The following is a 12843-nucleotide window of genomic DNA, read 5'->3' on the forward strand; positions in this document are numbered from 1 at the left end:
ATGCGCTACGCCGCTACCCGAGTCGGTCGCCATGCCACGAGCCGTCCGCTCGTCATCACGCCGATCCAGTCGCCCATCGCCTCGGCTTCCTCGGGATCGTGCGTGACCATCAGCGCGGTCTGGCCGGCGGCGCGCAGGATGTCGCGCACTTCGACGACGAGCCGGTCGCGCGTCGCGCTGTCGAGGTTGGAGAACGGCTCGTCGAGCAGCAACAGGCGCGGTGACGGTGCGAGCGCCCGGGCGAGTGCGACCCGTTGCTGCTGTCCCCCGGACAGCTCATGCGGCATGCGCGAGCCCAGTTCCGCGAGACCGACGAGCGCCAGCAACTCGCGCACCCGCTGGTCTCGCTCGGCCCCCGGCCGACGGCGCAGGCCGAAGCCCACATTCGCCGCTGCCGTCAGGTGCGGGAACAAGGCGATCTCCTGGAACAGCAGCCCGACGCCGCGCTGCTCGGGCGGGAGGTGGACACCGGGGCCGGACAGCATGCGGTCGCCCAGCAAGACCCGACCCTCGCTCAGCGGCTCGAAACCGGCGATCGCGCGCAATGCCGTGCTCTTGCCGCAGCCCGACGGGCCGAGCAGGCAGGCGATGCTGCCCAAGGGCAGCGACAGCGACAGCCCGTTCAGGACGAAGGCATCGGCGCCCGGATAGCGGACCTGGAGGTCCTCGAGGGCGAGCGTGCTCATGTGGCTTCTTTCATGGCGGCGAGGGGGACAGAAGTCTTCGCCTCGGATCTGGTGTGCGGCGCGGCGGGCTCGGGCGGCGTGGATGAGGTCGGCGCCACGGGCTCGCGGCTCAGCAGCAGCACCGCCGGCAGGCCGACCGCCACGATCAGCAGCGCCGCGAGCGCGCCGTGCTCGTAGCTGCCGCGCGCGGCCTCGGCGTAGAGCAGCGTCGGCAGCGTCTCCACGTTGGCGGGTCTCAGCAGCAGCGATGCGGGGAGCTCCTTCATCACGTCGATGAAGACCAGCAGCGCGCTCGTCGTGAGCGCCGGCCGCAGCAGCGGCAGATGGACCCGCCGCAGCGTGCCGAGCGGCGTCTCGCCGAGGCAGCGCGCGACCTGCTCCAGCGGCGGCGGCAGACGCGCCAGGCCGGCCTCGACGCTCCCGATCGGCAGCGCCAGGAAACGCATCACGCAGGCCACCGCGAGCACCGCGCCGAGGCTCATCAGCGGCAGGCCGGGCAGGCCCAGCCGCTCCGCGACCCAGCCGTCGACGGCCAGCGCCGGCGGCAGCAGGCCGATCGCCAGGACCGTGCCGGGGATCGCGTAACCCAGGGCCGCGCTGCCCAGCCACCACGCGCGCGGACGTCCCGCGCCGCCCGTCGATCGGGCAGCCCACGCGACGACCAGTCCAGCCACGACGGCAATCGCCGTCACGCTCGAGGCGAGCGCCGCAGAATGCATCGCGCCGGACAGGATTTCCGCCGACAGCCCGTGGCCCTCGGCGGCGCGCTTCCAGGCCAGCACCACCAGGTGCCCGGCCGGCAGCACGAAGCCGATCAGCACCGGCAACGAGGCCGCCGCCGTCGCGAGCCATGCCGATGCGCCGCGCAGCCGCGGGCGTGTCGCGGCGCGCATCGCGCGCACGCTGTCCGCGCGCAGGTGACGGCGGCCCTGCCGTTCCAGCCAGACCAGCAGCGCCACCATGGCCAGCATCGCGCAGGCGATCTGCGCCGCGGCGCCGAGGTCGGAGCGCGTGACCCAGGTCGTGTAGATCGTGGTGGTCAAGGTGCTCACGCCGAGGAACTCGGACGCGCCGACGTCGTTCAGCACCTCCAGCAGCACCAGCCCCACGCCGACCGCGAGCGCCGGCCGCGCCATCGGCAGCGCGACGCGCCGGAACGCGCCCCACGGCCCTTCCCCGAGCAGCCGCGCCGCCTCCATCAGACGCGCGGGCTGCGTCGAGAACATCGCGCGCATGCTCAGGTAGACGTAGGGATAGAGGACCGCCGACAGCACCAGCACCGCGCCGCCCATCGAGCGGGCGTCGGGCAGCCGGAACTGCCGTGGCGAATCGAATCCCAGCAGCGCGCGCACGGCGCCCTGGAACGGTCCGATCGGATGCAGCAGGTCGACGTAGCTGTAGGCCGCGATGTAGGTCGGCACCGTCAACGGCAGCAGCAGCGCCCAGCGCAGCACCGTGCGGCCGGGGAAGTCGACGCGCGTCACGAGCCAGGCGCAGCCGGTGCCGACGACCGCCGTCAGCACGCCGACGCCGGCCAGCAGCGTCACCGTCTGGGCGGCCGCGCGCGGCAGCACGTGCTCGAACAGATGGGCCCAGTGCGCGGCGCCGGCGCCCAGCGCCGTCCAGGCCAACGCGCCCAGCGGGGCCAGGACGACGAGCGCGATGGCCAAGGCCGTCGCGCTCCACAGCGGACCGACCGCGCGCGGCCGGCCGAGGGCGCTCCTCACGCGATCACTGGTCGAAGGCGACCTTGTCGATCAGCAGGCTGGCCTGCTTGCGATGGCGCGCGATCTCCGTCAGCGGCAGCGCATCGGCCTTCACCGGACCGATCGCCGACTGGATCAGCGGATCCAGCGTGACGCCGGCCCGCACCGGGTATTCGTAGTTGGTCTGCGCGTAGAGCTGCTGCGCCGGCTCGGACACGAGGAACTCCATCAGCGCCTGTGCGGCCGCCTTGTTCGGCGCATGCTTGGCCACCGCGGCGCCGCTGATGTTGACGTGCGTGCCCGACCCCTTCGCGAAGGTCGGCTTCAGCACCTGGATGCCGTCACCCCACTTGCGGGCGTCGCTGCCCGGCTTGGACGACTTCATCTGGCCGACGTAGTAGGAGTTGGCCAGACCGACGTCGCAGATGCCGCCGAGGATGTCCCGCGCCACGTCGCGGTCGCCGCCGGTGGGTTTGCGGCCGAGGTTGGCCTTCAGGCCGCGCAGCCATTGCTCGGTCTTCGCTTCGCCGTCGTGCGCGATCATCGCGGCCACCAGCGCCGTGTTGTACGGGTGCTGGCCCGAGCGCGTGCAGACCTTGCCCTTCCACTTCGGATCGGCCAGGTCTTCGTAGCGGATCGCGGCGGTCTTCAAGGACGGATCAGCGTAGAGCACGCGGGCGCGCAGCGACAGCGCGGTCCATTGACCGTCCGCGGCACGGAGGTTCGCGGGCACGGCCGAATCGATCTCGGCCGACTTCAGCGGCTGTGTCACGCCGCCTTCGACGAGGTCGACCAGGTTGCCCACGTCCACCGTCATCAGCAGGTCGGCCGGCGAGCGCGCGCCTTCCGCCTTCACCCGCTCCAGCAGTCCGTCCTTGACGAACACCGTGTTGACCTTGGTCCCCGTCTTCGCGGTGAACGCCGACAGCAGGGGCTGCACGAGCGCGACCTCGCGCGTCGTGTAGAGCGTCAGCTCACCGCCCGCAGGCACGTTGGCCTGGGCGGCGACCGGCATCAGCATGGCGGCGGCCAGGGCCAGCGCGGCGGCGTGGATCGGACGGAGGGACAGGTCGGGGCGGCGCATCGTCGGGTCTCTTTCTCTGGCGTCCGGGTGGACGGGGTGGGCCGGGAACATCAGGCTCCGTCGATGAGAACGACTCTCATCTGGACGACGCGCAATGTAGGCGCCCCGTCCGCCGGGCGGAAGGAGACAAAAGCTGCGAAGGTCCGCAGGGATAACCGGGTCCCGGGCGGCAGCGACGCCGGCCCGGTCCTTCAGGTTTCCTTCAGGTTTCCTTCAGTTTTTCAGGCTTCCCTCAGTCCTTCGTCAGATCGCCGCCGTGGTCTGCGGCAGCGCCCGCGCGCCGGCGGCGATGACGTCGGAGATCTCCCCGATCACCTGCCGCAACCAGCGCTGCGCGGGATCGGGCTCGGCGCGGACATGCCAGACCTGGCTGATGTCGATGCCGCGCAGCGCGAACGGCAGGTTCCGGCAGGCGAGCTGGCCCGCGAAGCCGGTGGCCGGCACGAAGCTGTCCGGCAGCACGGTGATCAGGTCGGACTGCTGCACGGCCATCGTGCCGGTGAAGAAGCTGTTGACCGTCATCGCCACGTGCCGCTTGCGGCCGATCATCGCCAGCGCGTCGTCGACGAAGCCGTGCGCCCGGCCCGCGAAGCTCACGCGCAGGTGCGGCGCGGCGCAGTAGGCGTCCAGCGTCAGGGCGCCGGGCTCGGCCAGCGGGTGGTCGGCGCGCATGACACAGACATAGCGGCTCGCGTAGAGCGCCTCGCGCCGGAAGGCGGCACTGTCGTCCTCGACCAGCAGCTGCTCGGTCAGGTCGGGGAAGAAGCCGATCGCCAGGTCGGCCCAGCCCTGCTCCAGCAGCTCTCGGGGATCGCGGGTGGTCAGCGGCACGACGCGCAGGCCGACATGGATGCCCTCCGCCAGGAAGCGCCGGCTCAGTTGGGGCACGACCAGCGCCGCGGTCGCGTCCGCCATGGCCAGCGTGAAGCTGACCGTGTTGCCGGCGGCGCGGGGGTCGAAGACCTGCGGCTCCAGCGCCTGCTGCAGCGCGGACAGCGCGCGGCGCACCACCGGCCAGAGGGACTGGGCGTGCGGCGTGGGCTCGACGCCGGTGGAGCTCGGGATGAAGAGTTCCTCGTGCGTGGCCTCGCGCAGGCGCCGCAGCGCGTTGCTGACGGCCGGCTGGGTGATGGCCAGCCGGTGCGCGGCGCGGGTGACGTGGCGTTCCTCCATCACCACGTCGAAGACGCGCAGCAGGTTCAGGTCCAGCGTCCGGAAGTTGACGGGGCGGGGGGTGCTCATGGGCCGGATGCTAATTCCGTCACGGGTCATTTCCGGCAGTGATGACGCGATTCCCAAGTGCAATTGGCGTGCCGTACGTGAAAACCGCAATATGACGTCCATGGCGCCACGGCCACCCGCCAAGCGCCACCGAACATCACCCCAGAAGGAACCGCCATGACCACCACCACGCTGAATGTCCAAGTGATGGCTGCCGACGCAGCCCGGGCTCGCACCGCGAGCGCCGCCGGCGAGCGTCTGGTGAGCCTGGTCCTGCGCGCCGGCCACGCCGTCGTCGAATTCGTCCACACCTCCATCGAGCTGCGCCCCCGCGAAGCCGTCCTGCGCGCCGCCGCCGAGCAGTCGGCCGAGCGCCCGGACCTGGCCTTCTCGCTGCGCCGCGTCGCCCGCAACGGCTGGATGATGTACTGAACCGTGTTTCTTCAGGACGCCTGACCAGCGTCCCTCCTGCAAGGAAAAGCCGGGCCGCGAGGTCCGGCTTTTTCTTTGTCGCGGGGAAGCCGCACCGGTTGACCCATCCGGCTGCTGACTAGCAGATTCGAGGGAGGGGCGAGTCGTGATCCGTCAAACCCAGGAACGATGAGGCGCCCTCCCCCGGCGTTTTGATCAAGGTCAAGCCCTTCGCCGAGCAGCATCGACGCCTTGTTGTTGAAAGAACGAGGTGAACGATGCAGTACATGCCCGAGGTGATCGTCCGGCCGTCCTTGGCGGTCGCGGAACCGGATTCCACCTATCTCGCGCCGCGCCCGAAGCCACCGACCTGGTCCGATCGGTCCCGGCAGATGTTCGACTTCATGGACATCCCCGTGGAGTTCCGAGACAAGGTGCCGTATCGGCGCGAGTTCCTGGACGCCTACGCGCCGAACGTCAGCTCCCTGCTGCCGGCGAGTCTGGCCGACTCGTTGCACCGGACCGCGCGGTGGGAGAACGGTCCCCACCACTTCGACGGTGCGCTGACCCTCATGACCGAATTCCTGACGGAGTTCTGCTGGTCGTCGTCGAAGCTCGAAGGTTGCCGATTCACGCTGGCGGAGACGGCCTCGCTGCTGAAGCTGGAGGAGCCGCTGCAGACCGCAGCTGCAGAGAAGAGCGAGGAAGCGCGGATCGTCGTGAATCACAAGCGGGCGTTGGAGTTGATGGTCTTCGAGACCCATCCGCATCGCGTGAGTTTCAACCTGCTCTTGGACCTGCAGGGCCGACTGATGGACGGGCTGATTGCGCCGCCGCGCTGCGGCCAGGTGCGCGACATCCATGTCCATGTGAGCGGAACCGGCTATCAGCCGGGACGGATCCCCGCCCTGCTGCGGGAAATGCTTCAGCAGATCGCCATCAAGGCGGCTGCGATCCGCAACCCGGTCGAAGCCGCCTTCTTCCTCTGGATCCACGTCGCCTATCTGCAGGCCTTCGCCGACGGTAACAAGCGCACCGGTCGACTGTCGGCCAACATGCCCTTGCTGGCCGGCCACTGCGCGCCGCTCAGCTTCGGCGGCGTCGAGGCAAGCGACTACGTGGTGGCGATGCTCGGCGTGTACGAGCGCAACGACGTGTCCGTGGCCGTCGATCTCTTTGAATGGCTGTATCGAAGGTCGATGCAGAAATACCCGTGGATGTTGAGTTAACAATCGACGGATGTCCCACGTCTCCCTCCTCGACGCCGCCACCTTCGCCGGCGCCCATGCGCTGGCGATCTACGGCGCACTGCTGATGGTGGTCACCGGCACGACATGGCTCGTCGCGCGCGCCTTGCTGCCGGATCGCGGCGGCCCGGCGGCCGCGCCTGAGCCGCTCTCCCCGGTCTCGCTGCTGCTGCGCTTCGCCGCCGGCTTCGCCTTCATCGTCGGCGGCGCGTACCTGTTCGCGGAGATCGCCGAGGAGCTCCATACCGAGCAGACGCTCGGCCAGCTCGACGAGGCCTTCATCGTCGCGATGATCGAGCACGTGCCCGACCTCGCGCTGCACCTGTTCTACCTGATCACCTTCGTCGGCAACCGGGAGACGCTGATCGCCCTCGGCATCGCCGTGACGGTGGGGTTGCTGGTCCTGCGACGCCGCGGACTGGCGCTGGGCTGGGCGCTGGCGATGCTGGGCAACGCCGCGCTGAATCCGACCTTGAAGCAGATCTTCGAACGCGCCCGCCCGGTGCACCCGACCCACTGGCTCACCGAGGACGGCTTCAGCTTCCCCAGCGGCCACAGCTCCGGCTCGGTGATTGCGATGGGCATGCTGGCCTACCTCGCCGTGCGCCTGCTGCCCAGGCGCTGGCACGTGACGGCCTGGATCGCGGCCGCCGCGTTGGCCTTCTCGGTCGGCGCGAGCCGCATCTTCCTGCGCGTGCATTTCCCCAGCGACGTGCTGGCGGGCTTCGCCTCCGGCGCGGCCTGGCTCACCGTCTCGATCGTGAGCATCGAACTGGCGCGCTGGGCGCGCCGAAGACGCTCCGGGCGTCAGGCCAGCGGCGTCGAGTTCACGCGCTGAAAGAGCCCCGCCGTCTCGTCGACGTCCCAACGTTCGACGACGGCCGTGCGCGCCGGACCCGTCCGGATCACGTTGACCGAATTCGGGATCCCGCCGCGCACGCGGACGCTCAGCGCGGTGCCTGCCTGCACCGCCCAGACCGGGCGCGGCAGATCGGTCCGGCGCTCGTGCAGCGGCAGCACGTAGGGCAGATGGATATGGCCGCCGACCACGGCGTCGACACCGGCCTCGGACCAGCGGCGCACCGCTTTCGTGTGGCCGCGCAGCAGATTGACGAGGTCCTCCGTGCGGGTCACCGCCACTGGCTGATGCACGGCGACGAGCTTCACCTGCTCGGGCCTAGCTCGCGCGAGCCGCTGCGCCGTGCGCTCGATCTGCGCGTCGGACACCTCGCCGTTCTTGTGCCGGTAGCGGCGCGTCGTGTTGAGCGCGACGACGAGCAGGTCGTCGGTCTCGAACTCGCCGTCCTCGGCAGGGCCGAAGGCGCGCTCGTAACGCCGGTAGGGATGCAGCAGGCGCGTGGCCACCGCGTACAACGGGATGTCGTGATTCCCGGGGATGACCAGCCGCGCCGGCACGCCGAGCTTCTCGACGAAGGCCTTCGCGCGTGAGAACTCGATCGGCCGCGCGCGCTGCGTGATGTCGCCGGTGATGAGCAGCAGGTCGGGTTTCAGCTCGCCGCACAGCCGCTCCAGCGCGCCGACCGCCATCGGCCGCTCGGTGCCGAAATGAGGATCGGACATCTGCAGCACGACCGTCATCGGCCCGATCCGGTCGTGGCGATGTCGGTCTCCGCACCAGAAGCGGCGGCGATGGCGGCCTGTGCCTGCCGACGTTCCTCCGACAGGCCGTCCGGCCGGATCAGCATCAGCGGCTGCGGGGCGACCTCGAAGCGCACCGGCAGGCGCATCCACAGCACCTCGCCGTCGGTGGCGACCTTCACGCGGCGCGCGCCGAAGCGACGGCTGCGCACGGTCAGGCGGGTGAAGGGGAAGTTGACGATCTGGTCCGCCTCCGCCAGCTTGCCCATCGCGCCGCGCGCGAGCAGCTTCAGCAACCCCCAGCGTCCGACCGGCTTGAGCATCACGCCGGCCAGCTCGCCGCGATCGATCGCCTGCGCCTCCGGCAGGCCGACCTGCTCCATCTGGAGCGCGTTGTTGCCGACGAACACCGTCGGCGTCCGGACCTGTCGCGGCTGCCCGTGCATCTCGATGGTCAGACCGAGACTGCGGTGGCCGCGCAGGATCGTCGCCAGCACCGCGCCGACGGCGATCAGGCGGCTGCGTCCGAACTGCTGCTTCCAGACCTCGCGATCCTCGAGCGACTGGGAGTAGAGCCCGAGGCTCGCGTTGACGTTGAAGACCCGGTCGTTGAGCAGGCCCACCTGGACCGGCGAGGGCTGTTCCTCGAGCAGCACGCGCAGCGCGCCGTCGAGCTCGGACGGGATCCCGTGCGTCCGGGCGAAGTAGTTGAAGGTGCCGCGCGGCAGCACGCCGAAGGTGCAACCACTGCCGAGCACTTCCTGCACGACGCCGTTGATGGTGCCGTCACCGCCGGCGGCCACGACGACGCCGTCGACCTCGCGCGCGCGGCGCACGGCCTCGCGGGCCGTCTCGGCCAGCTTGCCGGGCGCTTCGATGGGGAGCAGGTGCACTTCGCGGCCGGCCGCGCGGCAGGCGGCCTCGACGGCGGGCCCGACTTCATCCCGGTCTCCCCGGCCCGAGGCGCGGTTGAACACGACGAAGAGCGGCGGAAGGCGGGACGCGGTCGGCTGGGACATGGGCGAGGAGGCGCGCGGCAAGGCGGAAAGCTGGGACGATAACCGTCCCGGCAAGCCGGACGCCCGCCCGCCACCTCCGGCGCGGGCCTCGGGCGCCGCGCTCCTTACACGCCGCCGGGCAGCGGTGCGTCCGGATGCACCAGCCTGGCCTGGCGCAACTCGCGCCAGAAGTCCGCGGGGACCGTCTCGTTCAGCGCGGCGCGGTCCTCGGCGAGGCGGCTCGGCTGGCTCGCACCGGGAATGACGGCAGCCACCGCGGGATTCGCGAGCGAGAACTGCAGGCCCGCGGCCTTCATGCTGATGCCGTGGCGGTCGGCGATCGCCTTGATGCGGGCGACCTTGTCGAGGATGGCCGGAGTGGCGGGCGCGTACTCGAAGTTCGGGCCGCCGACCAGCGCACCCGAGCTGTACGGGCCCCCGACGACGATGCCGAGTCCCTGCGCGGCGACCTCCGGCATGAGACGCTGCAGCGCGCGGTCGTGATCGAGCAGCGTGTAGCGCCCGGCGAGCAGGAAGCCATCGGGCCGCGCGCTGTCCAGCGCCATCACCAGCTCGATCGGCTCGACGCGATTGACGCCCAGGCCCCAGGCCTTGATGACGCCCTCGTCGCGCAGCCGGTCCAGCGCCTTGAAGGCGCCCTTGCGCGCGCCTTCGAACACGCCCAGCCACTCGTCGCCGTAGAAGTCCTGCGCGACGTCGTGCACCCAGACGATCTCGATGCGGTCGGTCTTCAGGCGCTTCAGGCTGTCCTCGATCGAGCGCAGCGTCGCGTCCTCGGAGTAGTCGTTGACGATCTTGTTGGGGCGGCCGTACTTGAACACGTCGCCCTTCTCGCCGTTGTCGCGGGCGCTGACGTCCTCGACTTCGTCGAGGATCAGGCGGCCGACCTTGGTGCTGATGACGTAGTCGTCGCGCGGCCGGCCGGCGAGCGCGTCGCCCATGCGGATCTCGGCCAGGCCGGCGCCATAGAACGGCGCGTTGTCGAAGTAGCGGATGCCGTCGTTCCAGGCCGCGTCCACCGTGGCGCGGGCTTCGACCTCGGGAATGTCGCGGAACATGTTGCCCAGCGGCGCGGTGCCGAAGCCCAGCTTGCCGGGGAGAAGGTCTTTCAGAGCCATGGGATGTCCTTTCGGGAAAGAGTGACCTGCTCCCAATCTAGGGGCTCAGCGGCGATTCATGAAATTGAATCGGTGAACTACTGATATTCACCACTTGCCTGCCCGCCCGTCCATTGCTCGACAGGTCTAGCGACCGCCGCGGAGGGCCATGTCTTCCAGCCCGATCACCAGACGCCTGCCGAGCAGCTGAACTGCCTCGGCGATGCGCGGCAACTTGGACGCGTGATGCGGGTCGAGCAACCGCCTGACCTCCTTCTCGTCGACCCCGAGCCGGCGCGCCAGTTGCACCTTCGACACGCTGGCGGACTGCATGGCTGCGTGCAGCGCAGCCTTGGCCACGGTCTCCGGCGGGGGCGACACAAGATGTTCGCGTCGGCGCGCCCGTGTAGGAGCAGGAAATGCGATCCCATCCGACATATAGAGCGCGAAGACCTCATCCATGGCGTCACTCGCTTCGCTCAGCGCATGGTCCAGATCTTCGCCTTGCGTGGTCAGCGCCGGCAGATCGCGGCAAGTCACCACGAACCCACCCTCCGGAGCGGGCTCCAGATGCACGGCGTATTCGAATCGTTCCATGGCTCTCTCCTTCAAAGTTCAGTGACGCGAATGCCCAGTTGCGTGCACATCGCATGCAGCGTTCCTGTCTTCAACTCGTCCTTCGGATTGCGGACAACGGTGAACGCGTCACCGAAATAAACCACCTGGTGGCTTCCCTTTCCGCGCTTCGAATTCAACCGGACGCTCACGCCACGCGCGCGACCGAGCGCCCTGATTCGCCTGATGAAGTCGTTGCCAGTCATGCAACGAACTTTCGGACAATTATGTCCGATTCATCAATGACTGCAAGTCGTGGATCGCAACCAGTCAGACCCTGAGATGAGCTGCTGAATTGCAGGTTGAAGAGGCTTGAATTTTCGGGATTCAATCCTGCGCGTTCGTCAGCGACGCGACCAGCGCGATGACCCCAGGCTGCTCCGCGGCCTGTCCCGAATGGCAGAGCATCAGCGTTCGGAACGCCCACGGTTCATCGAGACGGGCGATGTGGACGCCCTCCGTCCGCTCGCGCTCCGCCGCGCTGCGCGACATCACCGCGACGCCGGCACCGGCCTCGACGAGCCGGACGACCGCCTCGAAGCCCGAGACGCGCACGCGGTGATGCGGCACGCGGCCGCTGCGCGCGGCCTGCGCCAGCAGGAACCGGCTCAGGCCGCTGTCGGCGCCGAGTCCGACGAAGGGACGATCCAGCAGCTCGATGAAACGCACGCGCTTCGGCGCGCGACCGCGCTTGACCGCGGGCAGCAACGCCACCAGTTCATCCTCCACCCAGGGCCGGGCCGTCAGTCCCGTCGTGTCGACGTGGTTGGTCACGATCGCGACATCGGCCATGCCTTCGCGCAAGGCCTGCAACGCGGCGTCGCTGGGCATCTCCTGCAACTCGACGTCGATGTCCGGATGGTCCGCGAGGAAGCGGCCAAGCCGGGGCGGCAGCGCCTCGACCAAGGCCGCCGTGTTGCCGAGCAGACGCACCGTGCCTCGCAACCCGCGACCGAAGGCCGACATCTCGATGTGCAGCGAATCCAGCTCGGACAGCACCCGCCGGGCCTGGCGCGACAGCGCCCGCCCCGCGTCGGTCGCCACGACGCCCGCCTTGGAGCGGTCCAGCAGGCGCACGCCGACGCGGTGTTCGAGCCCCTTCAGACGCGCGCTCGCCGCCGCGAGCGACAGGCTCATCGCCGCCGCGCCGGCGGTGATCGAGCCGTTCGCGACGACCGCCTCGAACAGCTGCAGGTCGAAGGGGTCGACGCGATAGTCGATCGGGCGGGCGGTGGCGCGCGTTGCGGTCATCGAGGCTTTCCAGGTTCTGGCGGTCTTCGAGGTCATCCTCTTGCGAACGCGAAGGATATCCGCCGTACATCGAGATCGACAGCCTCGCGACCGGGCTCGAAGATGCGACGCATGGCTTCCACCTCCTTCTCGGCGCTCGCACCCTGGCTCGGCATCGGACTGGTCTTCGTCCTGGCCGGCGGCGTCAAGGGCGTCACCGGCATGGGCCTGCCCACGGTCGCCATGAGCCTGCTCGGCCTGTGGATGGCCCCCGCGCAGGCGGCGGCGCTGCTGGTGATGCCGTCGCTGGTCACGAACATCGCGCAGTGCCAGGGGCCCGCCTGGCGCCGCATCGTGACGACACTGTGGCCGGTGTGGATCGGCATGGTCGTCGCGACGGTGTGGGGACCGGACCTCAGTTCGATCGCGCCGATCGACGCACGGCTCGCGCTGGGCGTCATCCTCGTCGTCTACGGCCTGTGGGGCCTGTGGAAACCCGTCGTCCCGCAGGTCTCGCCGCACGCCTGGTGGATCGGCCTGGCGGCCGGACTCGCGACCGGTTTCGTCACCGCGTCGACTGCCGTCTTCGCGCTGCCGCTGGTGCCCTACCTCCAGGCCCTGCGGCTGGACAAGGACACGATGATCCAGGCGCTCGGCCTGTCCTTCACCGTCGCGACGCTGTCGCTGGCCGCGCGGCTGCATTCGTTCGAGAGCGGTGCCGTGCTCTCGGTCTCGTCGCTGTTGGCGCTCGCCGCCGCCTTCGCGGGGCTGGGCGTCGGTGCCGCGGTGCGGGCGCGGATCAGCGCGGCGACCTTCCAGCGCGCGCTGTTCGTCGTGTTCATCGCCCTCGGCATCGCCAACCTGTGGCGGGCGCTATGAACGTGGACTCTCACCACCCACGCGACCCGCTTCATCCGCATCGCGACGA

General features: G+C 69.8%; 14 protein-coding genes. 4 read left to right on the plus strand and 10 right to left on the minus strand.

The window, feature by feature from the left end; translation table 11 throughout:
- Positions 1 to 5: 5 nt before the first annotated feature.
- The 4 genes from ACQ859_RS27620 to ACQ859_RS27635 all read right to left on the minus strand — a co-directional run bounded on the left by ACQ859_RS27620 (position 6) and on the right by ACQ859_RS27635 (position 4718).
- Complete coding sequence (locus tag ACQ859_RS27620) at positions 6 to 686, minus strand: ABC transporter ATP-binding protein (RefSeq protein ID WP_431263662.1); 681 nt, start codon at positions 684 to 686, stop codon at positions 6 to 8.
- Complete coding sequence (locus tag ACQ859_RS27625; RefSeq protein WP_431263663.1) at positions 683 to 2413, minus strand: ABC transporter permease; 1731 nt, start codon at positions 2411 to 2413, stop codon at positions 683 to 685. Before ACQ859_RS27625 ends, ACQ859_RS27620 begins: the two co-directional genes overlap by 4 nt.
- A 4-nt stretch (positions 2414 to 2417) precedes the next feature.
- Positions 2418 to 3476 carry a Fe(3+) ABC transporter substrate-binding protein gene (locus tag ACQ859_RS27630; protein WP_431263664.1) on the minus strand — a complete coding sequence of 353 codons (1059 nt, stop codon included), beginning with the start codon at positions 3474 to 3476 and terminating at the stop codon, positions 2418 to 2420.
- A gap of 243 nt (positions 3477 to 3719) precedes the next feature.
- Positions 3720 to 4718 carry a LysR family transcriptional regulator gene (locus ACQ859_RS27635; RefSeq protein ID WP_431263665.1) on the minus strand — a complete coding sequence of 333 codons (999 nt, stop codon included), beginning with the start codon at positions 4716 to 4718 and terminating at the stop codon, positions 3720 to 3722.
- A 156-nt stretch (positions 4719 to 4874) separates the two neighbouring features.
- On the opposite strand from ACQ859_RS27635, the gene ACQ859_RS27640 reads away from it, so the two are divergent.
- From ACQ859_RS27640 to ACQ859_RS27650, 3 genes are all read left to right on the plus strand, one after another.
- Positions 4875 to 5129, plus strand: a complete 255-nt coding sequence (locus tag ACQ859_RS27640) for a hypothetical protein (RefSeq protein ID WP_431263666.1) — start codon at positions 4875 to 4877, stop codon at positions 5127 to 5129.
- Between the two features lie 257 nt (positions 5130 to 5386).
- A complete protein-coding gene (locus ACQ859_RS27645) occupies positions 5387 to 6337 on the plus strand; it encodes a Fic family protein (RefSeq protein WP_431263667.1) in 951 nt (316 codons plus the stop codon).
- A gap of 10 nt (positions 6338 to 6347) precedes the next feature.
- Positions 6348 to 7193: a phosphatase PAP2 family protein gene (locus ACQ859_RS27650; protein ID WP_431263668.1), complete on the plus strand. Its 846-nt coding sequence runs from the start codon at positions 6348 to 6350 to the stop codon at positions 7191 to 7193.
- On the opposite strand, the gene ACQ859_RS27655 is transcribed toward ACQ859_RS27650, so the two are convergent.
- The 6 genes from ACQ859_RS27655 to ACQ859_RS27680 form a co-directional block, all read right to left on the minus strand.
- Positions 7163 to 7954: a metallophosphoesterase family protein gene (locus tag ACQ859_RS27655; protein ID WP_431263669.1), complete on the minus strand. Its 792-nt coding sequence runs from the start codon at positions 7952 to 7954 to the stop codon at positions 7163 to 7165. The genes ACQ859_RS27650 and ACQ859_RS27655 overlap by 31 nt on opposite strands.
- Positions 7951 to 8973, minus strand: a complete 1023-nt coding sequence (locus ACQ859_RS27660) for a diacylglycerol/lipid kinase family protein (RefSeq protein WP_431263670.1) — start codon at positions 8971 to 8973, stop codon at positions 7951 to 7953. The genes ACQ859_RS27655 and ACQ859_RS27660 overlap by 4 nt, the downstream gene beginning before the upstream one ends.
- Positions 8974 to 9077: 104 nt before the next feature.
- A complete protein-coding gene (locus tag ACQ859_RS27665) occupies positions 9078 to 10091 on the minus strand; it encodes an aldo/keto reductase (RefSeq protein ID WP_431263671.1) in 1014 nt (337 codons plus the stop codon).
- 126 nt (positions 10092 to 10217) lie between these two features.
- The gene (locus ACQ859_RS27670; protein ID WP_431263672.1) at positions 10218 to 10667 is read right to left on the minus strand and encodes a type II toxin-antitoxin system HicB family antitoxin; all 450 of its coding nucleotides are present in this window, start codon (positions 10665 to 10667) and stop codon (positions 10218 to 10220) included.
- A gap of 11 nt (positions 10668 to 10678) precedes the next feature.
- The gene (locus tag ACQ859_RS27675) at positions 10679 to 10891 is read right to left on the minus strand and encodes a type II toxin-antitoxin system HicA family toxin (RefSeq protein WP_431263673.1); all 213 of its coding nucleotides are present in this window, start codon (positions 10889 to 10891) and stop codon (positions 10679 to 10681) included.
- 121 nt (positions 10892 to 11012) lie between these two features.
- The gene (locus ACQ859_RS27680) at positions 11013 to 11936 is read right to left on the minus strand and encodes a LysR substrate-binding domain-containing protein (protein WP_431263674.1); all 924 of its coding nucleotides are present in this window, start codon (positions 11934 to 11936) and stop codon (positions 11013 to 11015) included.
- 111 nt (positions 11937 to 12047) lie between these two features.
- Between ACQ859_RS27680 and ACQ859_RS27685 the strand changes: the two genes are divergently transcribed.
- The gene (locus ACQ859_RS27685) at positions 12048 to 12794 is read left to right on the plus strand and encodes a sulfite exporter TauE/SafE family protein (protein WP_431263675.1); all 747 of its coding nucleotides are present in this window, start codon (positions 12048 to 12050) and stop codon (positions 12792 to 12794) included.
- Positions 12795 to 12843 lie beyond the last annotated feature (49 nt).

This window comes from Roseateles chitinivorans (assembly GCF_050632235.1).
GTDB classification, from domain to species: domain Bacteria; phylum Pseudomonadota; class Gammaproteobacteria; order Burkholderiales; family Burkholderiaceae_C; genus Roseateles; species Roseateles chitinivorans_A.